This window comes from Agrobacterium sp. H141, assembly GCF_057158725.1.
On record NZ_CM169893.1, the window covers coordinates 4121964 to 4146914 of the forward strand.

At 55.3% G+C, this 24951-nt stretch carries 26 protein-coding genes and 1 tRNA gene; 7 read left to right on the forward strand and 20 right to left on the reverse strand.

Annotated elements, in window-relative coordinates:
• Positions 1-111: 111 nt before the first annotated feature.
• The 9 genes from ACWPM9_RS19435 to ACWPM9_RS19475 all read right to left on the reverse strand — a co-directional run bounded on the left by ACWPM9_RS19435 (position 112) and on the right by ACWPM9_RS19475 (position 9081).
• Complete coding sequence (locus ACWPM9_RS19435; RefSeq protein ID WP_428186265.1) at positions 112-1095, reverse strand: type II secretion system F family protein; 984 nt, start codon at positions 1093-1095, stop codon at positions 112-114.
• A 12-nt stretch (positions 1096-1107) separates the two neighbouring features.
• Positions 1108-2121: a type II secretion system F family protein gene (locus tag ACWPM9_RS19440; RefSeq protein ID WP_484756207.1), complete on the reverse strand. Its 1014-nt coding sequence runs from the start codon at positions 2119-2121 to the stop codon at positions 1108-1110.
• A 5-nt stretch (positions 2122-2126) separates the two neighbouring features.
• Complete coding sequence (locus ACWPM9_RS19445; RefSeq protein ID WP_428186267.1) at positions 2127-3626, reverse strand: TadA family conjugal transfer-associated ATPase; 1500 nt, start codon at positions 3624-3626, stop codon at positions 2127-2129.
• A 30-nt stretch (positions 3627-3656) separates the two neighbouring features.
• The gene (locus ACWPM9_RS19450) at positions 3657-4934 is read right to left on the reverse strand and encodes a CpaE/TadZ family protein (RefSeq protein WP_484756208.1); all 1278 of its coding nucleotides are present in this window, start codon (positions 4932-4934) and stop codon (positions 3657-3659) included.
• 19 nt (positions 4935-4953) lie between these two features.
• A complete protein-coding gene (locus tag ACWPM9_RS19455) occupies positions 4954-5715 on the reverse strand; it encodes a CpaD family pilus assembly protein (protein ID WP_484756209.1) in 762 nt (253 codons plus the stop codon).
• Positions 5712-7223, reverse strand: coding sequence for a type II and III secretion system protein family protein (locus ACWPM9_RS19460; RefSeq protein WP_428186505.1), 1512 nt, complete (start codon positions 7221-7223; stop codon positions 5712-5714). The genes ACWPM9_RS19455 and ACWPM9_RS19460 overlap by 4 nt, the downstream gene beginning before the upstream one ends.
• A 74-nt stretch (positions 7224-7297) precedes the next feature.
• Positions 7298-8113 carry a Flp pilus assembly protein CpaB gene (cpaB, locus tag ACWPM9_RS19465; RefSeq protein ID WP_428186270.1) on the reverse strand — a complete coding sequence of 272 codons (816 nt, stop codon included), beginning with the start codon at positions 8111-8113 and terminating at the stop codon, positions 7298-7300.
• Positions 8114-8242: 129 nt separating this feature from the next.
• Positions 8243-8755, reverse strand: coding sequence for an A24 family peptidase (locus tag ACWPM9_RS19470; protein ID WP_484756210.1), 513 nt, complete (start codon positions 8753-8755; stop codon positions 8243-8245).
• A 158-nt stretch (positions 8756-8913) separates the two neighbouring features.
• Positions 8914-9081, reverse strand: a complete 168-nt coding sequence (locus ACWPM9_RS19475; RefSeq protein WP_484756211.1) for a Flp family type IVb pilin — start codon at positions 9079-9081, stop codon at positions 8914-8916.
• A gap of 523 nt (positions 9082-9604) precedes the next feature.
• Here ACWPM9_RS19475 and ACWPM9_RS19480 point away from each other — a divergent pair.
• From ACWPM9_RS19480 to upp, 6 genes are all read left to right on the forward strand, one after another.
• Positions 9605-10012 (forward strand): pilus assembly protein N-terminal domain-containing protein, encoded by a 408-nt coding sequence (locus ACWPM9_RS19480; protein WP_428186273.1) that lies wholly within the window; start codon positions 9605-9607, stop codon positions 10010-10012.
• A 175-nt stretch (positions 10013-10187) separates the two neighbouring features.
• Positions 10188-10781 carry a TadE/TadG family type IV pilus assembly protein gene (locus ACWPM9_RS19485; RefSeq protein ID WP_484757690.1) on the forward strand — a complete coding sequence of 198 codons (594 nt, stop codon included), beginning with the start codon at positions 10188-10190 and terminating at the stop codon, positions 10779-10781.
• A 74-nt stretch (positions 10782-10855) separates the two neighbouring features.
• Positions 10856-11404, forward strand: a complete 549-nt coding sequence (locus tag ACWPM9_RS19490) for a TadE/TadG family type IV pilus assembly protein (RefSeq protein ID WP_428186507.1) — start codon at positions 10856-10858, stop codon at positions 11402-11404.
• Between the two features lie 105 nt (positions 11405-11509).
• Positions 11510-12730 (forward strand): phosphopentomutase, encoded by a 1221-nt coding sequence (locus ACWPM9_RS19495; protein ID WP_484756212.1) that lies wholly within the window; start codon positions 11510-11512, stop codon positions 12728-12730.
• Positions 12727-13695 carry an adenosine deaminase gene (locus tag ACWPM9_RS19500; protein WP_484756213.1) on the forward strand — a complete coding sequence of 323 codons (969 nt, stop codon included), beginning with the start codon at positions 12727-12729 and terminating at the stop codon, positions 13693-13695. The genes ACWPM9_RS19495 and ACWPM9_RS19500 overlap by 4 nt, the downstream gene beginning before the upstream one ends.
• 106 nt (positions 13696-13801) lie before the next feature.
• Positions 13802-14431 (forward strand): uracil phosphoribosyltransferase, encoded by a 630-nt coding sequence (upp, locus tag ACWPM9_RS19505; protein ID WP_428186276.1) that lies wholly within the window; start codon positions 13802-13804, stop codon positions 14429-14431.
• A 3-nt stretch (positions 14432-14434) separates the two neighbouring features.
• Here the strand turns inward: upp and deoA are convergent, their stop codons facing one another.
• The 10 genes from deoA to ACWPM9_RS19555 all read right to left on the reverse strand — a co-directional run bounded on the left by deoA (position 14435) and on the right by ACWPM9_RS19555 (position 23634).
• Positions 14435-15745, reverse strand: coding sequence for a thymidine phosphorylase (deoA, locus tag ACWPM9_RS19510; RefSeq protein WP_484756214.1), 1311 nt, complete (start codon positions 15743-15745; stop codon positions 14435-14437).
• Positions 15746-15750: 5 nt separating this feature from the next.
• Entirely contained in the window at positions 15751-16524 is a 774-nt protein-coding gene (gene deoC, locus ACWPM9_RS19515; protein WP_428186278.1) for a deoxyribose-phosphate aldolase, read from the reverse strand.
• Complete coding sequence (locus ACWPM9_RS19520; RefSeq protein WP_428186279.1) at positions 16511-17326, reverse strand: purine-nucleoside phosphorylase; 816 nt, start codon at positions 17324-17326, stop codon at positions 16511-16513. Before ACWPM9_RS19520 ends, deoC begins: the two co-directional genes overlap by 14 nt.
• On the reverse strand, positions 17323-17715 hold the full coding sequence (locus ACWPM9_RS19525; protein WP_484756215.1) for a cytidine deaminase: 393 nt from the start codon (positions 17713-17715) through the stop codon (positions 17323-17325). The genes ACWPM9_RS19520 and ACWPM9_RS19525 overlap by 4 nt, the downstream gene beginning before the upstream one ends.
• 1 nt (position 17716) lies before the next feature.
• Positions 17717-18688, reverse strand: coding sequence for an ABC transporter permease (locus ACWPM9_RS19530; RefSeq protein ID WP_428186281.1), 972 nt, complete (start codon positions 18686-18688; stop codon positions 17717-17719).
• A gap of 10 nt (positions 18689-18698) precedes the next feature.
• Positions 18699-19802, reverse strand: a complete 1104-nt coding sequence (locus ACWPM9_RS19535; protein ID WP_428186282.1) for an ABC transporter permease — start codon at positions 19800-19802, stop codon at positions 18699-18701.
• A gap of 7 nt (positions 19803-19809) precedes the next feature.
• Positions 19810-21321, reverse strand: a complete 1512-nt coding sequence (locus tag ACWPM9_RS19540) for an ABC transporter ATP-binding protein (protein ID WP_428186283.1) — start codon at positions 21319-21321, stop codon at positions 19810-19812.
• A gap of 69 nt (positions 21322-21390) precedes the next feature.
• Positions 21391-22383 carry a BMP family lipoprotein gene (locus ACWPM9_RS19545; protein WP_428186284.1) on the reverse strand — a complete coding sequence of 331 codons (993 nt, stop codon included), beginning with the start codon at positions 22381-22383 and terminating at the stop codon, positions 21391-21393.
• Positions 22384-22625: 242 nt separating this feature from the next.
• Positions 22626-23276, reverse strand: coding sequence for a peptide-methionine (S)-S-oxide reductase MsrA (msrA, locus tag ACWPM9_RS19550; protein ID WP_484756216.1), 651 nt, complete (start codon positions 23274-23276; stop codon positions 22626-22628).
• A gap of 37 nt (positions 23277-23313) precedes the next feature.
• Complete coding sequence (locus ACWPM9_RS19555) at positions 23314-23634, reverse strand: hypothetical protein (protein ID WP_428186286.1); 321 nt, start codon at positions 23632-23634, stop codon at positions 23314-23316.
• A gap of 201 nt (positions 23635-23835) precedes the next feature.
• Between ACWPM9_RS19555 and ACWPM9_RS19560 the strand changes: the two genes are divergently transcribed.
• Positions 23836-23925: transfer RNA gene (locus ACWPM9_RS19560), tRNA-Ser, on the forward strand.
• Positions 23926-24309: 384 nt separating this feature from the next.
• Here the strand turns inward: ACWPM9_RS19560 and ACWPM9_RS19565 are convergent.
• Positions 24310-24939: an SRPBCC family protein gene (locus ACWPM9_RS19565; protein WP_428186287.1), complete on the reverse strand. Its 630-nt coding sequence runs from the start codon at positions 24937-24939 to the stop codon at positions 24310-24312.
• Between the last annotated feature and the right edge of the window lie 12 nt (positions 24940-24951).

Here is a 24951-nt window from a genome sequence, read left to right on the forward strand (position 1 = left end):
TCTCTCGGCTCATCGACTATTTCATTGTTCGCTATTGGACAGCGGTCGCTGCGACACATTCAACGGACGTGAATGTTCGTTCGATAGCCTCAATCGCACTCGAACCATCAATTAGAACTTGTCGGCGACCTGAATTCCTGCGGGGCCAAGAATGACCGCCACCAGGACCGGCAGGAAGAAAAGAATCATCGGCACTGTTAGCTTCGGCGGCAGAGCGGCGGCCTTTTTCTCCGCTTCGTTCATGCGTTCATCACGGCCTTCCTGAGCCAGAACACGCAATGCCTGACCGATCGGCGTACCGTAGCGCTCCGCCTGTATCAGTGCCTGGGTGACATTCTTCACACCGTCCAGCTGAGTACGTTCACCCAGGTTTTCCAGCGCTGTGCGTCGGTCCTGCAAAAAGGAGAGCTCGGCAGTGGTCAAAACCATTTCCTCTGCCAATTCAGCAGATTGCGGCGCAACTTCTTCAGCAACACGACGCATTGCAGCTTCAATCGATATACCGGACTCCACACAGATCAACATCAGATCAAGCGCATCCGGCCAAGCGCGTCTGATGGAGAGCTGCCGCTTCTTCACCTTGTTGGAGATGTAGATATTCGGCAGATAAAATCCGATGTAGCCGGCCACAATCATAGCCAGAAAACGAACAAGGAATGCTTTTTCTGCCAAATTTCCAAGTACGAAAATCCAGAATGCACCAAGCGCCAGAAAGATGAATGGCAAAACGAATCGCGCAAACAGAAACATGTTGAGCGCGTTCTGTGAGCGATATCCAGCGGCGCGAAGTTTGGAAACAGTCGCATCATCGACCAGCGCCTTGCGGAGATTGAACCTCTCGACAATCTGGCGCACCGACTGGTTATTGCCAGCTCTCAAACTCGCCTTCCCGTGTGAGCTCTCGGAGTTCATACGTGCTCGCTCGCGTGCACGTATCTGGTCACGTTCGGTCGATACTGCTCGCATGCGCTTATTGAGGTCGCCACGCTCCATGTAAGGGATCACGACGGAGTAAAGGGTGCCGAAAACACCAAGCGCGACAAGCACTGCCACAAGAAGTGCCGGATCGGTCAGTTTCGTCGAAAGCTCCAGCATGACGGTCGTTCCTCAGATGTCGAATTGGATCATGTTCCGCATGACCAGAATGCCGATACTCATCCAGACCGCCGAGCATCCCAGGATCAGATGTCCACGCGGATCGGTAAATAGAATCATGATGTATTGCGGTGAGGTCAGGTAAACGAGCAGGGCAACGACGAATGGCAGTATGCCGATAATCGCGGCCGACGCCTTTGCTTCCATAGACATCGCCGACACCTTGGCTCTCATCTTCTTTCGATCACGCAACACGCGAGAAAGATTGCCCAGTGCCTCGGAAAGGTTACCGCCCGCCTGATTTTGTATTGCGATAACAATGGCGAAGAAATTGATCTCTTGCAAAGGCATGGTTGTCGCCATGCGCTGACATGCCTCCGGAATACTGAGGCCCATCTGCTGCGATTCGACCACACGCCGGAATTCTGTGCGGACAGGCTCCTGAGCCTCGGTTGCGATCAACCTGAGAGCATCGTTGAGCGGTAAGCCGGACTTGATAGAGCGTACCATGACATCGAGAGAGTTCGGAAATTCTTTCAAGAACAGGTTCTTGCGCCTGCTAATCAGAAAGCTGAGTACCCAGCGCGGCACACCTAGAACAGCAATAGCTGCAGCACCGGCGACAATCGGCAGCGGGGCGCCGAAAACCAGCGTAACCAAAAAGATGCCCGCGCCAAGAGCAACACCCATCAAATAGAATGTGGTGATGGAAATCGAGAGGCCGGATTGGACCAGACGCATTTTCAAACTGACATTAGACGCCTTCCTGGATTTTTCCTTTTGCTTTCGTTCGAGCTCGTTGATTGAATCCTGGACGGATTTCTTGCGCTTGGAGATTTCCTGAACGCGGTCTCGGGCAGCCTTGACCTTGGTGCGATCCGTTTCGGCCGACTTGACTCGAGCGATACGGTTTGTTGTTTTGCGCTCAACCTCGATACGAGCGTACATCAAGGCGTACGCGGCCGCACCCGCGGCTAAGGCGACAAGCGCGACAATTGCCAAAATGATCGGGTCAAATCCAAACATCTGCTCTAGATCCCACCACTTGCCTGTTCCATCGCGTCAAGCGCGGCGGCCAGACGGCGTTCTTCGTTGTAATAGCGCGCACGATCCCAAAAATGGGGCTTCCCGATACCGGTCGACTTATGGTGGCCGATGATCTTGCCATTCATGTCTTCGCCTTCGATCTCGTAGCGCATGAGATCCTGTGTGACGATGACATCGCCTTCCATCCCGACAACTTCGGTAATGTGCGTAATGCGGCGGGAGCCGTCGCGCAGACGCGCCGCCTGAATGATGACATCGACAGAGCCGGCGATGATTTCACGAACAGTCTTTGCGGGAAGGTTGAAGCCGCCCATCGCGATCATGGATTCCATACGCGAGAGGCATTCCCGCGGCGTATTGGAGTGAATGGTGCCCATTGATCCGTCGTGACCGGTGTTCATCGCCTGCAACAGGTCGAACACTTCCGGTCCGCGCACTTCGCCGACTATGATCCGTTCAGGACGCATACGCAGGCAGTTCTTGACGAGATCACGCATGGTAATCTCGCCCTCGCCTTCAATGTTGGGCGGGCGGGTTTCAAGGCGAACCACATGGGGCTGCTGGAGCTGCAATTCTGCCGTATCTTCGCATGTGATAATGCGTTCATCAGGATCGATTTTGCCAGTCAAACAGTTGAGAAGGGTCGTCTTACCCGAGCCGGTACCGCCGGAAATCACGACATTGCATCGGACGCGACCAATGATCTCCAGGACATCCGCACCCTGCTGGGTAATCGATCCGTATTTGACAAGCTGCTCAAGCTTGAGCTTGTCTTTCTTGAATTTACGAATGGTGAGTGCTGGGCCATCGATGGCCAACGGCGGTGCGATGACGTTGACACGAGAGCCGTCGGGCAGGCGCGCATCGCATATCGGGCTGGATTCATCGACTCGGCGACCAACCTGGCTGACGATGCGCTGGCAAATTGACAAAAGCTGTCCGTTGTCACGGAATCGTATCTCCGATTCCAGTGTCTTTCCTTCAACTTCGATAAAGGTCTGTCCTGCACCGTTGACCATAATATCGGCGATGTCGTCTCTGGCGAGCAAGGGCTCCAGGGGGCCGTAGCCGAGCACATCGTTGCATATGTCCTCCAGGAGCTCTTCCTGCTCCGAGATCGACATTGCGAAATTCTTGATCGTGATAATGTCATTGACGATGTCGCGGATTTCCTCGCGCGCGCTTTCGCCGTCAAGCTTGGCCAACTGGGACAAATCGATGGTATCGATCAGTGCCGAGAAGACCTGTGACTTCGTGTCGTAGTAATCCTGTGTGCGCGCTGGCTTCTTGCGCGCAGGCGTTTGCATTGGGGGTGGCGTCACCTGTTGACGCGAAGACGCCTCCTCGCGGACAGGCTCAATAATCTGGGTGTCCGACGACAAGGAGTTCTGTGCGGGCGCAGGTGCCTGCGGAGGGGTGACAGTGGCAACACCGCCGTCCTTGCCACTTCTACCAAAACCATCGCCACCGCGTTTGCCAAACATACTACTTAACCTATTCGTTCATCAGGGGCACTATGCCGATTTGCGGCCCAACCGGCTCAGGACCGAACCCAAGCCGGCTTTTTTTGGCTTCTTAACGGTCGCGCGACCCGTCAACAGATGTGCAAGTTGTGAGAACGTCTCGGACGTCGGAGATTTGGCGTCCAGTTCCGAAATCATACGACCACTGTTGGCGGCGTTCCCGAACAGCTGAACATCGAAGGGCACAATCGCGACAGGCTCGATTTCAAGCGGTTCGCAGAAGTCGGCAGGTGCAATTTCCGGCCGCTTCGGCATGCCAACCTGATTGAGGATGATATGCGGCGTTTTATCGTTGGGCCTCAGTTTCTTCAGCGCATCCAGCATGTTCTTAACATTGCGCAGATTTGCGAGATCGGGTGTGCAGGTGATAACGACTTCATCTGCCTCGGAAAGGACGACCCGCGTCCAGTCAGACCAGTTGTGCGGGATGTCGAGCACGGTGACAGGAGCACTGCGCTGCAATAGCTCCATGACGGGCTGGAAAGCGCCGCGATCATAATCGTAGGCGCGATCAAGCATCGACGGTGACGCCAGCAGAGACAGGTGCTGCGAGCAGGTGGTAAGCAGACGATCCAGGAAGACTTCATCGAGACGTTCAGGCGAAAATACGGCTTCGGAAATGCCGAGTGCCGGGTCCTGGTCGAAGTCGATGTTAGCCGTGCCGAACGGGAGGTCCAGATCGGCGAGGATCGTTTCCGTCGAAAACAGATTGGAAATTGAAAACGCGCAATTATGAGCGATTGTTGACGAGCCAACGCCACCCTTGGCGCCGATGAACGCAATGCTTCTGCCCAGCGGTTCTGAATCCGGGTCTACAAATATTGCTGCAATCGAGGCAATCACCTCAGACATAGTCACCGGGGCGACCACATATTCCGAGATACCGTTGCGGACCAGTTCGCGATAAAGCGCGATATCGTTGTATCGCCCAATGATAATGACACGGGTGCTGGGGTCGCAAACCTGCGCGAGCGGGGCTAGCTCATCAAGAAGGCCTGCAGGAGTGGCATCTGTCTCAAGAATAATCAGATTGGGTGTCGGTGCTGAGGCAAACATGTTCGCGGCGGCCATGATATTGCCGCTGGTCACGCGCATGCTGACCTTGGCCATACGGCGGTCTCCACCGCATTTTTCCATGAGCCGTTGCACCTCTTCCGAAATACAGAAGGCATGCACGGAGATCCGCGGCAACGGACGCAAAGCTTCAAGATCGCCTGCCTGCGGCTCCTGCGCGGCGCGTGTCTCAATGTTATAGTCGATCGCGCTCATTGTTCTGTAATCCTGTCCATCAATCAGAGGATCCGGTGGTGATATTGGTGCGGTAATCACTGATGACGTTAGCCCGCTGGGTCGCGTCGATTGGTGACATCTTGCGCGGCGTCAGAAGGTCCATCGGACTTGAAATCTGGGCGGCCAGATTGTTCTGCGAAGCGCAACCGAAATTATGGTAATTGCGGTTTTGCAGCGTGTCATTTGCGAGATCTTCGGGCCATTCTCCGCACTGATTGGTGACCGCTGTCATTGCCACATATGACAATCTAATCGGTGCCGCATCGCCGCTTGCATCGGCTTGATAACTGGTTTCAACAATGCGTGGCGACGGAACGCCCGATCTCGTCAAGACCGCCCTGATTTCTTTGCGCACTTGATGTGCTGCACCTGAATTGGGCGAGCCCTGCGGAAGAAGAATCTGGACGATGCCAGAAGCGCTTGAGGCATATTCAGCCGCAAAACCGGCGATCGCATCTTTCATACCGGTCGTCAGACGTCGATCCCCGGAGGAAACTGGAACGTCGAGCGTGTGCTCGACATCCGTCAGGGTGATGGGATGGCGTGTCCGATAGTCATCGACGGCCCCTGTGGTCATGCTGTCCTTGTGCATGTTGCCGCAACCGGCCAGCAGTCCCGCTGACGCGATAACCAGGATTGCGCAAGCCGCCTTGCCCAGGCGAACGCTCACTGGAGCAGATCGATGCAGTGGTATACGCACCTCCCGGGTTGGCTTACCAGCCGTGACTGCCAGCTTCTTCATGTCGATCTCCGGGCTCATTTGTAAATAAATCCGACTGCGCCGTGATATTGACCCGAGACATCGGCTTCCCGGCGCCCGTAGACCTTGTTGACCCTGTTAAGGAAGAACGTGGCCGCATCGTTATCTGGATTGAAATTGTCATCCGGACGAGCCAATTGGTTGCGCGCGACGGGACGTACGAGATATGGCGTTGCAATAATGACCAGTTCGGTCTCGTTACGCATGAAGTCCTTGCTCCGGAAAAGGGTCCCAAGAATCGGAACCTTCGCGAGACCTGGCACACCGGAATAGGCCTGACGTACGTTGTCCTGCACCAGGCCAGCGATCACGATAGACCCGCCGGAGGGCAACTCGACCGTTGTCGAGGCTTCACGTTTGCGAATGGACATATATGTGTTGCCAGGGATACCGGACGCAGTATTGCCAGTGACGTTGGAGCCCTCGTAAGTCGGTTCCGAGACATTGGTCTCGATCTTGAGACTGATCCGTCCAGGTGAAAGAACGACAGGGCGGAAATTCAGCTCGATACCATAATCAACGGAGTTAGTTGTCCGGCTTACTGTCGTGGCACCAGTATCGGAATCCACACCGATTTCCTGCTCGCCGGCCAAGCGATATTCGCCACCGACATAGAATTTTGCTTCTTCTCCAGAGATCGCGGTCAGACTCGGCTCTGCCAGCGTTCGCATCACGCCCGCCTGCTCCATCGCATTGATGTAGCTGCTGATTGTATAGCCGCCGATGCTGCCCACTATATTGGGCAAAGTGCCGCCGATTGCGTTGGTGACGCTCGCTGCGTTTCCAAGGTTGGCGGGATTATTGTAACTGATGCCGCTAGCACCGTCGGAAGCACTTCCGTTAAAACCAAGTTGCTTGAGAACCTGGCGGCTGACTTCTGCAACGGTGACCTTCAACGAAACCTGATCTTCACCCTCAATCGTCAACAGGTTGATAATCTGCGAGACTTGGCGGTCTTCCGCGAAGATTGCCACATCGCCACCATTGTCACCGCCAGAAGCTGTCTGGTTACGGGTCGTCGCCTCACCACCCTTCAGAAATGCCTCGGCAAGGCTCTCTGCACGAGCCGCGTCCTGCGGAGTACGAACCGATCCAGTCATAATGATATTGTCGGATACAATTTCGATTGAGATGTCAGATTCCGGAATGAAGCGGCGCAGGTTGTCCTGAAGGCCTGCGACATCTCGCTCGATCTCGATATCGAGACTGACAATCTCCTGCCCTGCGGAACCGAAAATAAAGATGTTGGTCTGCCCAACCGCTTTTCCGAAGAGGTAAATTCGTCGCGACGTGCGCGTCACCGCATCTGCCATCGTAGGATCCGCAACGAGAATATCATGCGCATCTTCTGGAAGATCAACGACCAAAGCTTTGTTCAGACCAAGCTTGATTGTGCGGCGTGCGCCGGGACCTGATTCAGCGATCCTGACAACACTTTGCGATGCGGCTACAGCGACAGACGGTGCCAGCACTGGAGCGACTGCGCTGAACGGCACGCCTGATACCATAAGACTGACGGAAATTCCGCCGACCAATGAGCTTCGAATTCGTTTTTTCAAGCAACGCACTTTTCTGTCTCCGCTCATCTCGATGGCGCCTTCTCATCCGTCGACTTGACCACTTCGCCAGACTTGATGATCTGGATCGACGGTGATCCTGTATCTCCGCTCAAGAGATAGTCAGCCGCGGAAGTATCTGCTTCCTGCGCGTCGGCAACGGATCGAAGGGCAAGCGAAAGCCTGTCAGCCATCTGTTGTGCAACAGTGATCACCTTGGTTTGGTCTGGTGTCAGTTCGAGCGTGGCTGTTGTTCCCACGACGGATTTCGATCCGTCTTCCTTCTGCTGGATCTGCTGATCAATCGCGAGTACGCGCACATTGGTCAGGACAGTCTCGGTGAGATAATTCGAGCCATCACCGCGGCGAACCATGATCACGTCGACCCGATCGTTGGGAAGAATGAAACCACCTGCTCCAGTGGCGACCGAAATCTCAGTGGCCACTGCTCGCTTGCCCGCAGGGAGAAGAGCAGACATGATCCGATCAGATGAATCTGCGATTTTTTCCATGCGGACCGGTTCGCCCTCGAACATTGGCAGACGAACGACAACACCCTTCAGTTCATCAAGGGCTTGAGGACGTGTCGAGCTGGTGATGAAGCCGTCGACAAGATCGCCTTCTGGCCAAGCCATCCACCGCATGGACTTTTCGTTCAGACGCGATCCGACTGGAAGATTTTCTGCGGACACCAGCACGTCGACCGTGGGTTCCTTTTTGATCACCGACTCCGCCTGCTGCACGATCACTTGGTCGTTGCCGGTAAGGCGCATAGCCAGCAATCCGGCAAGACCGGCCGCCAGAACGGCAATAGCGAGAATTATGATGCGGGCGGGTTTCATGATCGATCCTTGAGGGACTCAACAGAATTGTCGGCATCAGAATGATCAGGAATTGGTATAATAATGGTTAACCGGACCCTTACAGGCGTGGTTAACGAAAACTTTCTTCTTGCCGGAAGACGCTATTTCTCAGGAAACGCGCTCGAGAGCCCAGACAACAAAAGGTGACTGCGGATATGCCACGACACCCGCAACAGCGATGGCAATGCCATATGGAATCTTTTTGGCTACAAAGATTGAATTAGGCAGAGGAAGGCCCATTGCCATGATCTTAGACGACTGCGTCCGGATCAACAGGATGACGATCGTGAGGAAGCCGCCCATATAGGCAACGCCCACCAGAAAATCGAGCAAAGGCATGCCCATTCCAAACCACAATGCCGCGGCTGTCAGCAATTTGGCATCCCCGCCGCCCATGACGTTGAGGGCGAAAAGTAAAAAACACGCTGTGAATACCGCTGCACCGGCTGCAAGATGCATGGCGAAGGCCGTCCAGCTCAAACCGACAAACGGACATAGAAAAAGAAAGGAGGCCAGAAGTATCAATGATATGCGATTGGGGATCTTCATCTCTAGGAAATCGGTCAAACCGGCAAGAACCAGACAGAGCGGAAACACCAAAAATATGACACTGACGATCATTGCTGCACTCGCATTGCCGAACTTGGCCTGGGGACTTTATTTCCCGGGAAACCACTCTCTGAAATCTTTCAGTTTGGTGGCTTACTCTCGTATACCTTTGACAAATAGCAGAAAGTCGCCTTTCCAAGGGAAAGGCGACTTTCTAGCAACTAAACCTATCAGGGCTTAATCTGTGTCGCGATGTTGCTGAATGTCGTGTTCAGCGATGTGCCCAGCGCGCCGGCGCCGGTGATCAGGGCGACCGAGATAAGGGCTGCGATCAGGCCGTATTCGATGGCCGTTGCACCCGATTCGTCCTTAAGAAAACGTGCGAAAATCTTGTTCATGTTACTCTCCTACTCCACAAATGTTGGTCAGCACTTCCCGGCAACTGTTCGCCGTTGCTCGGATGTCCAGGACCTTACACAGCAGGCCATTGCCATCAGCTTAAGAAAAACGGTTAGCAAAACGCTAACGTGGGCTTGGGGGAGAATTGGTAAATGAGACCACAATGGAAACTGTTTATATTTGCGAGAACACCCCGAAATCAGGGCAATCCCTCTAAGGGCACAATGAAAATTGCGGAATACTTGCTCCAAACATTTACATCGAACAGCGCGACTTGCTTTAGGCGCACCACTATAAAGTGCAATTTGTTTTTTACGACGCACAGAATTGTCGGCCTGTATTACAACGAGACATCTGGTTCCATTCAACTTCGCAATGCCAGAGCCAAAATCCTTCCTGCATTCCGTTCGCTTTGGCCTATTTGTCAGCCATCTAGCTCCACTTAACGCTTCGTTCACCAATCGAAGCCATCATAACGTTGAATTCCCTGAAGTAGCGTATTGTTTCCGGAAGGCGCGCTGGATGTTGGTTCGCAACGGTTTTATTTCCCTTGCCACAGGTGCATGTGCCACCTTTTTATTGTCCGCAATGCCCGCAATGGCAGAGGAGGACATGCTTCGTGTCTACATGGATCACGCCCGCGTATTGAAGCTGGACCGGGCAGTGAGCAAAGTCATTGTCGGGAATTCGGACGTCGCCGACGCAACGGTGGCGGACCCCCAGACCATTGTTCTGACCGGTCGGAATTTCGGCACGACCAACCTGGTTCTGCTGGATAGCGATGGCAACGCTATCGTGGATGAGCGAATTCTCGTGTCGATCGACGAGGGAAATACGGTCCGCGTTTATAAATCCACCAGCCGTACGGTGTTATCTTGCACACCAAATTGCGAGCAGCATGCGGAGCGTTCCGGCACGAGCGGGAACTAGCCTGAAAACAATCCCTGAGGTCAAACCCTGCCTCAGCCAAGGCTGCCGATTTCGTGGCAATTCTAGGAAAACCGGAAACGGAAAATCAACATCTTCGATCTAACATCAAGCCTTGATTTGTGGGGTGTAGATGCTGAACCTGTCCAAAATCTCGAATGGCTACCGCGCCACCAGAATGGCGTCATGGTGCAAACTTGGCGGGCAATTTCGCCGCTCGCGCGATGGGGCCGCAGCTATTGAGTTTGCGATACTTGCCATTCCCTACTTCATGATTATCTTCGCAATACTTGAGACCTTCATCGCATTTTGGGGCGAAGAACTTGTCGCGAACGCAGTACAGACAATGTCGCGTGAGCTGCGGACCGGCAACATCACATACAATCTGGGTCGGGATAACAACATGACGGAAAAGCAATTTCGCGCTGCTTTCTGCGATGAGGTATCGATCCTGATTTCCTGCACACAGGAAGAGATCAATACGCCCTCGAGACTTTTCCTGGACATTAGAAATTTCAAGACATTCGCGGACATTCCCACAGCCATTCCGAGAACATCGTCCGAAACCTCTGCTCCTCTGGATACATCGACATTCGCCTACAATCCGGGTGGACCAGGCACGATCAACATGATGCGGGCCTATTACAAGTGGCATGTCATCACCGATCTCATCAGACCCTATATCTCGAACGTTCGTCCCGAAGAAGGCTCGAGGCCCACTGATTTCCTCATCGTTGAGACTACAGCATTCGTAAATGAGGACTACCCTTGATGCAGTTCTTCAAGCAACCGCCCGGCCTCATAGGCAGGTGTAAGGGTTCACTTCGCGACGCTACATCGATTGCAATGGCTACGCTTTCGCGCTTCCGCAACGATTGCAGCGGTGTAGGCGCCATAGAATTTGCTCTGATCGCACCAATATTGATTGTAACCTATCTGGCTTCGTTCGAACTCACGATGGGTCTGAGCGCGGTCAAGCGGACGACCAATTCCGCAAGCGTGGTCGCCGATCTCATCAGCCAGAAATCGAGCGTCACGAAAGCTGAACTCGCAACGATGGAGGACGTGGCGAAAAGCATATTCGCGCCCTATAGCGTCACTGGTATCAAAATGAAGATATCGGGCATCACCATCAGCGCCACCAACAAGGCGACCATCGCGTGGTCCTGGGCAAATGACGGGAGTACTCCTTATGTTAAAGGAAGCGAAGTCAGCCTCGCGAGCAACCTCCTCTATCCCGAAACCTTCCTGGTCCACAGCGAACTTTCGGTACCTCACGAATTGCTGATGTTCATGCCTGACATTTCAAGGTCCGTCAAAAATATCACAATCAGTCGCGAATACTATTATCGCCAGCGCGTCGGTGACGCCGGGATTTCCTGCAGCGATTGCTGAATCGTGTGCAAAATGCCAGCGTTTGCCAAGTGTCGTATGAAGCGTTATTCATCGGCACCTCTGGTGGACCGCAACGAGATCGGTCTTCCTCTTTTCGGGTGACCAATGGCGCGTGCATTTATTTTCGTCCTTGATTCTTTTGGCATCGGCGGCGCGCCGGATGCGCTTAAGTATGGTGACGACGGGTCAGACACTCTCGGGCACATTGCCGAGTTCTGCGCCGCTGGCGCAGGAGATCGAAAAGGGCTGAGATCTGGTCCGCTCAAACTTCCCAATATGTCGGCGCTTGGCCTTCTTCACATCGCCAAAGAAGCCAGTGGTTTTTATCCGGCTGGCATGCCCGTTCCAGAACGCGTTTTCGGCCTTCGCGGCGCTGCGTCCGAGATCAGCCATGGCAAGGATACCCCCTCTGGCCACTGGGAAATTGCTGGGACCCCTGTGACGTTCGATTGGGGATATTTTCCAGCAGAGGGAGATGCTTTTCCGCCTGAACTGGTGGAAGCGATATGCAAGAAGGCTGAGATCACGGGAATACTCGGCAATTGTCATGCCTCAGGAACAGAGATCATCGCTCGTCTTGGTGAGGAGCATCTGCGGACCGGGAAACCCATCTGCTACACCTCGACAGACTCGGTCTTCCAGATCGCTGCCCATGAAACCCATTTCGGCCTCGACAAGCTGGTGGCTCTTTGCACGATCGTTCGCGAGCTTCTGGACCCGCTCAACATAGGACGGGTGATTGCAAGGCCATTTGTTGGCGAAGACAGTAAGAGCTTTGAGCGGACCGGAAACCGGCAGGATTTTTCGGTTCCGCCACCGGAACCGACATTACTGGACCGGCTGACACAGGCAGAGCGCTCTGTGCATGCTGTGGGCAAGATCGGCGACATCTTCGCCCATAAAGGTGTGACACGCACCATCAAGGCCAATGGCAACATGGCCTTGATGGATGCAACGCTCAAGGTGATGGATGAAGCGGCAGACGGAGATCTCGTCTTTACCAATTTCGTCGACTTCGACATGCTCTACGGGCATCGTCGCGATGTTCCCGGATACGCAGCGGCATTGGAGGCCTTTGACAGACGCTTGCCGGAAGTGAACCGCAAGCTGAAACCAGGAGATCTCGTGCTTTTGACGGCTGATCACGGATGCGATCCAACATGGCGCGGCACCGACCATACGCGCGAGCGGGTGCCTATCATGACGTTCGGACCGGGCATCAGGTCGCGAGCGGTCGGAATTCGCAGCACATATGCGGATATAGGCGAAACGGTCGCAGCGCATCTCGGTATTGCGCCAGGCCGATACGGGCGGAGCTTCCTGTGACGCAGCATTTGAAAAAGGCGGAATTGCACTGCCATATCGAGGGCGCTGCTCCGCCTCAACTCGCACTGCTGCAGGCCGAAAAATACGGCGCGGACATTTCTGACTTCGTTTCTGACGGCACTTACGTCTGGAATGACTTCACCAGTTTTATCGCATGCTACGATGCCGTATCATCCGTTTTCCGGAGTGAGGAGGACTATGCTCTTCTCGCGGAAACCTATCTCCTGGAGCTTTCCGACTGCAACACCATCTATAGCGAACTCTTCGTTGCGCCAGATCACGGCGAAACGGTTGGCCTGAGTGCGGATGACTATATCGCGGGGCTTGCGGCCGGAATGGAACGTGCTCGTGAGAAGGCGGGCATTGTCTCGCGCATGGTGATCATAGGCGAACGTCATCTCGGCCCTGAACGTGTCATCCGGATGGCGAACTACGCCGCCCGGCTGGACCATCCTCTCGTCACCGGTTTCAACATGGCGGGCGACGAGCGAATGGGGCGTGTGGCCGATTTCGCCAGGGCTTTCGATATCGCCAGAGACGCGGGCCTGGGGCTCACCATCCATGCGGGCGAGCTCTGCGGCGCCTTCAGTGTCTCAGACTCGCTCGATCTTATTCGTCCGCACCGTATTGGACACGGCGTTCGGGCAATAGAAGACCCTGATCTTGTTCAGCGCCTTGCTGATACCGGTACCGTACTGGAAGTATGTCCAGGGTCGAACATTGCACTTGGTGTGTTTCCCGATTTCTCCAGCCATCCGTTGCGGACATTGTGGGAAAAGGGCGTGAAGGTCACACTCAATTCGGATGATCCCCCGTTCTTCCATACGTCGCTTGAAGCAGAATACGAGATTGCATCGCACGTGATGGGGTTTTCGGACCAGGATATCAATGCGATGACGCGCACCGCGATTGAGGCTGCATTTGTCGACGAGCAGACACGATCTGGCCTTTTGGCACAACTTTAGCTGCCCCAGCTGGGGATGATGCGCTAAAAGCCGATACGGCACTTGCTTAAATGCTCTGCGCCATGAAAAAACGAACCAAAGAGTTCACAGCAAAGAGGCTCACTCCATGGACGGCGTCACAGTAATCGATCATCCGCTCGTACAGCACAAACTGACGATCATGAGGCGCAAAGACACGTCCACATCCAGTTTCAGGCGACTGCTGCGCGAAATCTCCACACTGCTTTGCTACGAAGTGACCCGTGACCTGGAACTGACGGTCGAGCGTATCGAAACGCCGATGACAGAGATGGACGCGCCGATTCTCGAGGGCAAGAAGCTGGTGTTTGCATCCATTCTTCGCGCGGGCAACGGTTTGCTGGAAGGCATGTTGGAACTGGTTCCCGCGGCGCGTGTTTCACATGTCGGCGTTTACCGCGACCATGAAACGCTGCAGCCGGTCGAATATTACTTCAAGGCTCCGGAAAATCTGGACGAACGGCTCGTGATCATCGTTGACCCCATGCTGGCCACCGGCAATTCATCGATTGCCGCCGTCGACAAGCTCAAGGAGCGCGGGGCGAAAAACATTCGTTTCCTTTGTCTTCTGGCGGCCCCTGAGGGGATCAAGAACTTCCGCGAAGCGCATCCGGATGTGCAGGTCTATACGGCCTCTATAGACAGCCATCTGAATGAATTGGGGTATATCGTGCCGGGCCTTGGTGATGCCGGCGACCGGATGTACGGCACCAAGTAAGCGCTATCCGATCGTCTTTAGAACCGGCGGCATCGCTTCGGGCTCTCGCTCGGCAATCTCGTAAGCCGTAAGGACCGACTGTGCCGCTCTTTCTCCGCTCTCACGATCGGATGCGTGAACGGTGGCAATGAGATCACCCTTGTCGACTTTTGTCCCCAGCGGAACGAGCCTGCTCAACCCTACACGATGATCAATACTATCGGTTGGTCGCCGGCGACCGCCCCCGAGATCGACCACGGAGATGCCGAGACCTCGCGTGTTACAGGTCGATAGCCATCCATCGCTTTGAGCCAGTACCGGAATTTCTATGGGCGCTGCCACGATATAGCGTTCGGGTCGTTCCATCAGATCTGCTGGTCCACCCAGTGTGTGAACCATTCTGCCGAAGCAATCGGCAGCATGACCATTGGCCAGTGCTGCCCTGCATTTCTTTTCCGCCTCATCCAGGCTTGCGACTGCACCTGCATTGACCAGCATCTGTGCGCCAAGCGCCAGAACCACAGTTTCAAGTCGCGTCCCGGCCTTCTCCCCTTTCAGGAACTGGACGCAGTTGATCACTTCCACGGCGTTACCGGCTGCATCTGCCAGAGGTTGGCTCATATCGGTCAGCAAGGCAGAGGTCTTCATCCCGGCGCCGGTGGCGACATCAACCAACGACTGCGCGAGAGCTTCCGCCTCTTCCACTTTCTGCATGAAGGCGCCATTGCCAAACTTGACGTCGAGGACCAGGGTCTCGAGACCCGCTGCAAGCTTTTTCGACAGGATGGAGGCCGTAATAAGGGAGATGGATTCGACAGTGGCAGTCACATCTCGGACAGCATAGAGGCGACGATCCGCTGGTGCGAGATCGCCGGTCTGACCGATAATTGCACAACCGACATCGGCAACGGTTCGTCGAAAGAGCGCGGCATCCGGGACGATGTTGTAACCGGGGATCGCTTCCAGTTTGTCCAGTGTACCGCCGGTGTGCCCGAGGCCCCGTCCCGAAATCATTGGCACCGCCAGACCGCAAGCAGCAACGATGGGTGCGAGCATCAGGGAGACATTGTCACCGATACCGCCCGTCGAATGTTTGTCGGCGACTGGTTTGCCAATCCCCTCCCATTGCAAAACATCGCCAGAATCGCGCATGGCCGTGGTGAGAGCCACCGTTTCGCCCGAAGTCATACCTCGAATGAAGACCGCCATGGCAAAGGCTGCAATCTGCCCTTCTGACAACTTGTCCTCGCCAAGGGCCGCGATGAACGACGATATCTCGGCGGCACCAAGTTCAGCACCATCTCGTTTGCGGCGGATGACTTCCTGCGGATTCATCCGGCTCAATATCCCGCGGCTTTGGCCAAAGGCTTTCCATTCTCCTGAACAGCCAGAATGTCGTCCAGAAGGCCCGATGCACCGAAGCGGAATGTGGATGGCATGACCCAGCCCTCGCCCATGATCGTTTCAGCGAGCCGGATATACAGCGCGGCATCAGCGACGCTGGACACGCCTCCTGCCGGTTTGAAGCCGACAGTCTTGCGGCTGTCGCGTATTGCCTGCAGCATGATATCGGCGGCTTCGAGGGTCGCGTTAACCTGCACCTTGCCGGTGGAGGTCTTGATAAAATCTGCGCCAGCCGAAATCGCGATCTCGGATGCGCGCCGGATCAGCGAAGCCGTCTTGATCTCACCTGTTTCAAGTATCGTTTTTAGAAGAACAGGATGCGGGCAGGCCTGGCGTACGGCTTTCACCATGGCTTCAACCGCTGCTTCGTCACCAGCCAGCAAGGCGGTATACGGGATAACCAGATCGATCTCGTCGGCACCATCTGAAACGGCCTTTTCCGTTTCGGCGACAACCGCATCTACACTCAGGTTTCCGGAGGGAAAATTGACGACCGTCGCGATCTTCACCGGACTGGCAGATCCGAGCACCGAGCGCGCGTGTGACACGAAGCGGGGCCAGATGCAGATTGCCGCGGTACTGCCATGGCTTGTGATCGCCCGGTTGCACAGCGCGTCGATGGCGGTTGGCGTGCAGTCGTCCTTCAGATTTGTGAGGTCAAGCAGGCTGAGCGCGATGGCCGCAGTCTCCCGCAATTCATGAATGTCCACGGCTGCTTCCTCCACCCGATATCATCGTCGTAAGGATGGCGGCGAGTCTTTTCCCACCAATGGGGGCCATGTCTTTTGTCTCTTCATGGCTCAGCTCGCTGCCCGTCATCCCGGCTCCAAAATTGGTAATAACCGATGCGGCAGCAACACGCAGCCCCAAAAAGCGAGCCAGGATCACTTCCGGTACCGTGGACATGCCGACTGCATCGGCGCCCAGGATACGCGCCATGCGGATTTCAGCCGGTGTTTCGAAGCTCGGGCCGGAAAACCACATATAGACCCCGCGCCGGAGCGGAACGCTGACGGTGGCCGCAGCACGACGCATGGCATCGGCCAGTTCAGTGTCGTAGGCGGCGGTCATCCCGACGAAACGGTTGTCGCTTTCTTCGCCAATCAGCGGATTATAGCCGGAAAAATTGATATGGTCAGTGATCTGCATAACGGACCCCGGAGGCAGGTCATTATGCAAAGATCCCGCAGAGTTGGTCAGGATCAGGGACTGGACGCCAAGGCCTTTGAGCACTTCCAGCGGATAGCGCATGGCATTGGCATCACCGCTTTCGTAATAGTGAACGCGCCCGGACAGCATGATCACCGGTTCCTTCCCAAGAGTACCGGCGACGACCTCTCCAGCATGGCCGGAGACGCGGCTTACGGGGAAGCCGGGCAATTCGGAATACGGTATGCGAACGGGATTGCTCACCTCCTCGACCAGTGTTCCAAGCCCCGAACCGAGAACGATGCCATAGCGCGGCATCAAGCCCTCAAGGCGCTCGACAAGGAGATCTATGACGGTTTTCATCCCAATAGCTCAGTCTTGAAGGAAAAAGGCAAAAGCTCTTCCATGGTCATGGTTTTCTGAATGCCGACCTCATCGCAGAGATAGATTTTCGTATCGGCGGACGCGAACTCCGCGATCTTCTGGCGGCAACCTCCGCAAGGTGGGCAGAGCGCCAGTTTTTCGGCGATCACAGCCATCTCGACGATCCTTTTGCCGCCACCCATGATCATACAGCCGATGGCCGTTGGTTCGGCACACCAGCCCTGGGGAAAGGACAGGTTTTCAATATTGGCGCCCGTGTAGACGTTACCGTCATCAGCGCGGATGGCGGCTCCCACGGGAAACTCGGAATATGGCGCGTGGGCAAACTGCATTGCGTCGCGCGCCGCATTAAACAGGTCATTCGCCATGTCAGCGCTCCTTCACATAAGGTACACCACCCGCCTTTGGCGGATTGGCAGCACCGATAAATCCCGCAAGCAGAACGCAGGTCAGAATATAGGGCAAAGCCTGGAAGATCTGTACCGGGATCTCGCCAATGCCGAACAGGGATTTACCCTGCATGAAGTTCGACAATGCGTCCAGAAATCCGAACAGCAGGCATGCAAGGAGAACCGGGACCGGTTTCCACTTGGCAAAGATCAGTGCCGCAAGTGCGATGTAACCCTTACCGGCCGACATATCCTTGATAAAGGCGGCTGACTGCGCGATCGCCAGATAAGTGCCGGAAAAGCCGCACAGAAGGCCGGCAACGATGACGGCCCGATAGCGCAGCCACGATACCGAAATGCCGGCCGTGTCGACCGCGCCCGGGTTCTCGCCAACCGCACGCAGGCGAAGACCGAAACGCGTGCGATAGAGCACCCAGAAGGACAGAGGTACCGCGGCGAAAGCAAGGTAGGTGAGAATATTGTTTCCAGAGATCACATTGGAATAGAGAGGGCCGATGATCGGTACGTCGCGCATGGTATCAGTGCCGGGAAGCGTGATGGGCGAGAACCGCGCCTCCGTAGAAAGCTGAGCCGTTCGTCCACCCTGGTGAAACCAGGCCTGACCGAGAACGGCGGTCAGGCCGGCGGCCACGAAGTTGAGCGCCACACCGGAGACGATCTGGTTGCCACGATTGGTGATTGAGGCAAAGCCGTGCAATAGCGAGAACAGGATAGAGACGCCAATGCCGCACAACAGGCCGATCCAGGGTGAGCCACTAACATAGGCCCCGCATGCTGCGGCGAATGCCGCCGCCAGCATCTTTCCTTCCAGGCCGATATCGAAAATGCCCGCGCGCTCCGAAAACAAACCGGCAAGTGCGGTGAAAATTAACGGAACGGACAATCGTATGGTCGATCCGAAAATGCTGACGAGGATATCGAAATACTCCATGGATCTCTCCTCAGCCCTTGGCAAATTGTTGGTAGGCGCGGGACATGGCAGGCCGCAACATGTATTCCAGCGCGCCGGTGAACAGAATAACAAGCCCCTGGATGACAACTATCATATCCCGCGTGATCGCTGGCATGTCGAATGAAAGTTCCGCCCCGCCCTGATAGAGGATACCGAACAGGATCGCGGCGAGAACAATGCCAACCGGATGGTTGCGACCCATCAGTGAGACGGCGATACCGACAAAACCGGCACCACTGACAAATTCGACCTGTAGACGGGCGGATGCGCCAAGCACGGGATTGAGCGACATCATTCCTGCCAACGCGCCCGACAAGAGCATGGCGATGACCACTGTGCGGACATAGGGAATGCCGGCATAGGCAGCAGCGGAGCGCGACATGCCAAGTGTGCGCATTTCGTAGCCAAACTTGGTACGCCAGATCAAAAGCCAGACCAGATAACACATCACAAGTGCGATCAGGAATGAGACGTTGAAGGGTGCGGCCCCCAGTTTCATGCCCAATAGTTCCATCAGCCCTTTAAGCTTGGGAAGCTGTCCACCTTCAAGAAAGGTCCGCGTTTCCGGGGCCATCTTTCCAACGGGACGCAACACGTTGACAAGCAGGTAGACCATCAGCGACGAGCCGATAAAATTGAACATGATGGTGGTGATGACGATGTGACTGCCGCGCTTTGCCTGCAACAGAGCCGGGATGAGCGCCCAGAGAGCGCCGAATGCGGCGGCACCCACGATCGCAAACGGCATGGTCACATACCATGGCACGTATTGATCAAGTGCCAAAGCTGCCAATGCGGCACCAAGGCCGCCGATATAGGCCTGTCCCTCAGAGCCGATATTGAAGAGGCCAGCGTGATAGGCGATCGCGACCGACAGGCCGGTGAAAATGAAGTTGGTCGCATAATAGAGTGTGAAACCAACACCTTCGCCTCGACCCAAAGCCCCTTGCAACAGAAGCTTCAGAGCTTCCAGAGGGCTTTCACCGATAATCCAGACCACGAGACCCGAGACGAGGAAAGCAAGTATCAGGTTGATGATCGGCAGGAGGGCATAATTGATCCAATTGGGAAGCGGAACAGATGAACTACTCATAAAAACCTCACGCCGCGATACCGGCCATCATCAGGCCAAGGGTCTGCTCACCGGTCTCCGGACCGGTTTCGCCCACCACCTTGCCAGCAAACATCACCAGAACACGGTCGGAAAGCGAGCGGATCTCGTCGAGTTCCACTGACACCAACAGGATGGCCTTGGCGGCATCTCGCGTCTCGATCAGGCGACGATGGATGAACTCAATGGCGCCGATGTCCACGCCGCGGGTCGGCTGACCAACAATCAACAGGCTCGGATCGCGTTCGATTTCACGAGCAACCACGATTTTCTGCTGATTGCCGCCGGAAAAATTGGCCGACTTCAATCGCGCATTAGGCGGACGGATATCATATTTCTCGATCTCGGCTTCTGCGGCTTTGCGCACCGCGTCGGGGTCAAGCATCGGGCCACGCCCGTATCGCTCGTCCCGATGATAACCCAAAATGGCATTCTCGGCCTCCTCGAAGGGCAGAACAAGCCCCATATGGTGCCGGTCTTCGGGAATATGTGCGAGACCCAGTTGGCGAAGTCTGGCCGGATCGAAACCGGTTACCGGCTCGCCATTGATCAGAATTTCGCCCGATACCGGCTTGCGGATACCGGTGATCGCCTGCAGCAACTCGCTCTGTCCATTGCCGGCGACGCCCGCGATACCGACAATCTCGCCGCAACGCACATCGAAGGATACATTGTCGACCATGGTGACACCCCGACCATCCTTCACGGTCAGGTTCCTCACCGATAGCATGACATCGCCTGGCTTGGCTTCGCCCTTATCCACCTGCAGAAGCACGCGCCGTCCGACCATCAGTTCGGCAAGTTCTTCCACGGTTGTGTCAGCTGTCTTCCTGGTGGCGACCATTTCGCCGCGGCGCATGACGGAGACCGTATCGGTGATCGCCATGATTTCTCGCAGTTTGTGGGTGATCAGAACGATCGTCTTGCCCTCTTTGCGCAGCACTTCGAGAATGCGGAACAAGTGGTCGGCCTCAGCCGGGGTCAGCACACCGGTCGGCTCGTCGAGAATCAGGATGTCACAGCCACGATAGAGCGCCTTCAGGATCTCGACGCGTTGCTGCAATCCGACCGGCAATTCCTCAATCGTAGCGTCTGGATCGACTTCGAGTTCATATTCATCGGCCAAGCGCTTCAGTTCCGCCCGGGCACGATCAACGCCTTGACGCAAAAGAGCTCCCCCCTCCGCGCCCAGCATCAGATTTTCAAGAACGGTAAAGTTCTCGACCAGCATGAAATGCTGGTGCACCATGCCAATACCGGCATCAATAGCCGACTGGCTGTCGCGGATATTAACCGGTTTGCCGTCGATCTCTATCGATCCGGAATCAGCGTTGTAGAAGCCATAGATAATCGACATCAGTGTCGATTTTCCCGCACCATTCTCGCCGATGATGCCGTGGATTGAGCCCTTGGCGACCGTCAGATTGATATTCTTGTTTGCGTGAACGGCACCGAACTTCTTGTCGATGTCGATGAGTTGGATCGCTGGTGCCTGGCTCACAGCTTCACTCCGGATTGTAGACATGGAAAGGGCGCAAACCGAACTAACCCGGTTTGCGCCCCTGTCAAATCACTTCGGGCAGGAATTGTCCGTCATGTAATCGTGTACGGTGACAGCACCGGAGATGATGTCTGCCTTGGCCTTTTCGACCGCAGCCTTCATTTCAGGCGTAATCAGTGCTTCGTTATGTTCGTCCAGAGCGAAATCAACGCCGCCTTCCTTGACCCCGAGAGACGTCATACCGCCTTCAAGCTTGTCATCCTTGGCTTCCATGAAGGAGTTGTAGATCGCGAGATCGACACGCTTGACCATCGAGGTCAAAACGGAGCCTGGCTGAACATAGTTCTGGTTGGAGTCAACGCCGATGGAGAACTTCTTGTTGTCGGCAGCGGTCTGCAGCACACCAAGGCCCGAAGCGCCAGCTGCCGCATAGACCACATCGGCACCCTGATCGATCTGGTTCTTGGTGAGTTCGCCGGCGCGAACCGGGTCATTCCATGCCGCACCGGTGGTGCCAACCATGTTCTGGAACACTTCGATATCGGCGTTGGCAGCGCGTGCGCCTTCTTCATAGCCGCACTCGAACTTGTGGATCAGCGGAATGTCCATGCCGCCGACAAAGCCGACCTTGCCGGTTTCAGACTTCAGACCGGCCAGGAGACCGACGAGATAGGACCCTTCCTGCTCCTTGTAGACGATCGACTTGACGTTTGGCAGGTCGACAACATCGTCAACGAGGACGAACTTGGTGTCCGGAAATTCCGGAGCAACTTTCTGCAGAGCTGATGCCCAGGCAAAGGAAATCGCGATCACGGGGCTGTATCCCCGTGAGGCAAAGTTGCGGATTGCTTGTTCACCCTGGGTATCGTCAGTCGGCTCGAAATCGCGGTAGTCGATACCGGTTTCGGCCTTGAACTTCTCGGCGCCGTTATAAGCTGCCTCATTGAAGGACTTGTCGAACTTTCCGCCCGTGCCATAGACAAGCGCTGGCTTGATGTCAGCAGCGAGCGCTGTTGTCGACATCGCGGCCAACGCAAAAATACTCAAAAGGGTTTTCTTCATTTTGCAGCCCTGTTGTTGCTATTGATCTTATTATTTATTCGGGTCCTCCCTCACGCTTTCGAACGTGCTTACGGTCCCCAGACACGCCCCTCGGCAGCCTGTATGGCGGTATCCTTGCATGGCTCGATCAAAAATTCACCAGATTTTTTTCATGCGGTAAATATTTGCGAAAATGTCCCGATTGACAGGCCCAAGCGTTCCCGAAGCGCTGTGGGAAAAGGCTACGCTGGTAAATCGCAACCTCACAAAATAGGGCAATCAACACCGGTGCCGCGCAACGCTGAATTGGCTGCGGGATTCCTCGCCAGATACTGTTGGTGGTACTCTTCGGCGGGGTAGAACATCGGTGCTTCAGCAATTTCTGTGGTGATCTTCGAGGTACGACCTGCGCGATAGAGCGCCTGCTGATATACGTCTCGCATCCGTTCGGCAGTGTCTCGATCCTGCGCGCTGGCCACAAAAACTGCGGAGCGATAGGCGCTGCCGATATCATTGCCCTGACGCATGCCCTGGGTCGGATCATGCCCCTCAAAGAAGATCTTGAGCAGATTTTGCAATGGAAGCTGCTGCGCGTCATAGACGACTTTTACCACTTCGGCATGGCCGGTGAGCCCGGTCACCGTTTCCTGTGCGGTCGGGTTGGGGGTGAAACCGCCCTGATATCCAGCCACAGTGACCCATACGCCTTGCATTTGCCAAAGGAGACGCTCGGCTGCCCAGAAGTGGCCCATGCCGAGGGATATCGATGCCAGTCCATCCGGATCAGGGCCATGAAGCGGCCTGCCTGTCACGAAATGTGTTTCGGCTGTGGGTATGGGCAGATTGCGTCCGGGAAGGGCCGTTTCTGCCGTAGGCATGACTGTCTTTTTGTTGAACATGTCAATCAGGAACACGTCGCCCTCCCGCAGAGACCCTGTTGATGCATCTTCGCTATGCTGCGAAGCGCCCGGCAGGATTGGGCTTCTTATAACCGATCATCCAGCACAGAAGCGAAACGATCAAGAATGCAATGAAGGCAGGCTGAGGCAAGACCCACATTCGGATTGCATCCCAGAGCCAAAGTGGCAGGCCGACACTGGCTGCTTCCTTGAAGGCTAAAAAATTGCCATCATTGAATTGCGCCCAGATGGAGGCGAGGGATGTGAGCGCCACATCCGAGGACGAAACCGACTCGATGGAATCCATCGTTGCGGCCACAACGGCGATAACAAGCGCCAGGAGACTGAACATACGAAATACAAATCTGATCATCGACATACTCCTGTCGTGATATCTCATGCCGCACTCTCCATTAGATAGCCCCAATATAACCGTCTCGCAACGGGATTCGAACGGCGTTATCGAAGAGACTTCATAAATCCGTCAGATTCCGGTTGATCCAATTCGAATCCTCGGTATATATCGCGCCGAACCAGTCGCGGCGCCGCAATATGGCCCGCGCGAACTGTGTAAGGACAGGTGGCCGAGTGGTTTAAGGCGCACGCCTGGAACGCGTGTGTGCGTGAAAGCGTACCGTGGGTTCGAATCCCACCCTGTCCGCCACTTCTTCCAGTAAGCGGTTGATTTTTTGCGATTTTTTTAAACGTTCTCGTCGTTGGCCATCACCGATGCCTGGCCCGAGATTTTGTCGGAATCGTATCAACGGCGGATCGCCTTCAGCAATGAGAGCGAGAGCACAGGCCATCTCATCAGAATGCATTCGTGATTTGCATCTACCAGAACCACCCTATGCAAGCCTGCGGACTGCCAAACAGAACGGTAGATGTAACTTCGAGTCATATACGGCTGCTCGAAGAGATGGCGGGGACATCGACTTCGGTTAAAACGGACGTCTCGAGATCGGCGCATACAAGGATATCCCTGGGAACCAGACCGCAATCGCGGTCATCATAGGTTTGGTTGCCTTGGAGGCTTTATGGCTCCCCGTCAGAGCACCGGGGTCAATGTGCAGATCGAGAGTATCATCATATCGTTTGCCATGGCGGAATGCCCGCCAGTGATGCAGCACAGATTTGGAGTAACGGCGACGATGAGAAAGGCTGCGGCGCCGGTCCCAAGGATGCGGCCGATCCAGCCCTTTTCCTTTGCTTCTTCCGGCGGCGCATCAACAGGCGCTTGTGGTCCGACGATGTTGCTGAACTTGGTAAAGAAGTCACCGGCCAGCTTTTTTGCCGTACTATCGATCAACCGGCTTCCCATCTGCGCAAGCTTTCCGCCAATTTCGGCTTTGACCTTATAATGCAGGAGGGTGGCTTCGCCGTCCGCCTCAAGCGTAACGTCCGCTCCACCCTTGGCAAAGCCGGCCATGCCACCCGAACCCTCGCCAGAGATCGTGTACCCGTTCGGAGGATCCAGATCGGACAAGGTGACAGTGCCGGAAAAGCTCGCCTTAACCGGACCGATGCGCAGGGTCACCTTGGCAACCATCTCCGTGTCAGATGTCTTCTCGATGGTTTCGCAGCCCGGTATGCATTGACGCAGGACGTCGACATCATTCAGTGCTGCAAAAACGGTCTCTCGCGACGCTTCTATGCGTTGTGACCCGTTCATATCCATAGCTGTTCTCCC

What these genes read in the sequence shown, in the direction of transcription:
- ACWPM9_RS19535 (WP_428186282.1), bottom strand. Translation starts at nt 19,802, where the DNA reads ATGAGTAGTTCATCTGTTCCGCTTCCCAATTGGATCAATTATGCCCTC.
- ACWPM9_RS19495 (WP_484756212.1), top strand. Translation starts at nt 11,510, where the DNA reads ATGGCGCGTGCATTTATTTTCGTCCTTGATTCTTTTGGCATCGGCGGC.
- upp (WP_428186276.1), top strand. Translation starts at nt 13,802, where the DNA reads ATGGACGGCGTCACAGTAATCGATCATCCGCTCGTACAGCACAAACTG.
- ACWPM9_RS19520 (WP_428186279.1), bottom strand. Translation starts at nt 17,326, where the DNA reads ATGAAAACCGTCATAGATCTCCTTGTCGAGCGCCTTGAGGGCTTGATG.
- deoA (WP_484756214.1), bottom strand. Translation starts at nt 15,745, where the DNA reads ATGAATCCGCAGGAAGTCATCCGCCGCAAACGAGATGGTGCTGAACTT.
- ACWPM9_RS19460 (WP_428186505.1), bottom strand. Translation starts at nt 7,223, where the DNA reads ATGGTATCAGGCGTGCCGTTCAGCGCAGTCGCTCCAGTGCTGGCACCG.
- ACWPM9_RS19445 (WP_428186267.1), bottom strand. Translation starts at nt 3,626, where the DNA reads ATGTTTGGCAAACGCGGTGGCGATGGTTTTGGTAGAAGTGGCAAGGAC.
- ACWPM9_RS19440 (WP_484756207.1), bottom strand. Translation starts at nt 2,121, where the DNA reads ATGTTTGGATTTGACCCGATCATTTTGGCAATTGTCGCGCTTGTCGCC.
- cpaB (WP_428186270.1), bottom strand. Translation starts at nt 8,113, where the DNA reads ATGAAACCCGCCCGCATCATAATTCTCGCTATTGCCGTTCTGGCGGCC.
- ACWPM9_RS19470 (WP_484756210.1), bottom strand. Translation starts at nt 8,755, where the DNA reads ATGATCGTCAGTGTCATATTTTTGGTGTTTCCGCTCTGTCTGGTTCTT.
- ACWPM9_RS19435 (WP_428186265.1), bottom strand. Translation starts at nt 1,095, where the DNA reads ATGCTGGAGCTTTCGACGAAACTGACCGATCCGGCACTTCTTGTGGCA.
- ACWPM9_RS19490 (WP_428186507.1), top strand. Translation starts at nt 10,856, where the DNA reads ATGGCTACGCTTTCGCGCTTCCGCAACGATTGCAGCGGTGTAGGCGCC.
- ACWPM9_RS19545 (WP_428186284.1), bottom strand. Translation starts at nt 22,383, where the DNA reads ATGAAGAAAACCCTTTTGAGTATTTTTGCGTTGGCCGCGATGTCGACA.
- ACWPM9_RS19455 (WP_484756209.1), bottom strand. Translation starts at nt 5,715, where the DNA reads ATGAGCCCGGAGATCGACATGAAGAAGCTGGCAGTCACGGCTGGTAAG.
- ACWPM9_RS19530 (WP_428186281.1), bottom strand. Translation starts at nt 18,688, where the DNA reads ATGGAGTATTTCGATATCCTCGTCAGCATTTTCGGATCGACCATACGA.
- ACWPM9_RS19480 (WP_428186273.1), top strand. Translation starts at nt 9,605, where the DNA reads ATGTTGGTTCGCAACGGTTTTATTTCCCTTGCCACAGGTGCATGTGCC.
- ACWPM9_RS19450 (WP_484756208.1), bottom strand. Translation starts at nt 4,934, where the DNA reads ATGAGCGCGATCGACTATAACATTGAGACACGCGCCGCGCAGGAGCCG.
- ACWPM9_RS19555 (WP_428186286.1), bottom strand. Translation starts at nt 23,634, where the DNA reads ATGATCAGATTTGTATTTCGTATGTTCAGTCTCCTGGCGCTTGTTATC.
- ACWPM9_RS19485 (WP_484757690.1), top strand. Translation starts at nt 10,188, where the DNA reads ATGGCGTCATGGTGCAAACTTGGCGGGCAATTTCGCCGCTCGCGCGAT.
- ACWPM9_RS19475 (WP_484756211.1), bottom strand. Translation starts at nt 9,081, where the DNA reads ATGAACAAGATTTTCGCACGTTTTCTTAAGGACGAATCGGGTGCAACG.
- ACWPM9_RS19525 (WP_484756215.1), bottom strand. Translation starts at nt 17,715, where the DNA reads ATGGCGAATGACCTGTTTAATGCGGCGCGCGACGCAATGCAGTTTGCC.
- ACWPM9_RS19565 (WP_428186287.1), bottom strand. Translation starts at nt 24,939, where the DNA reads ATGGATATGAACGGGTCACAACGCATAGAAGCGTCGCGAGAGACCGTT.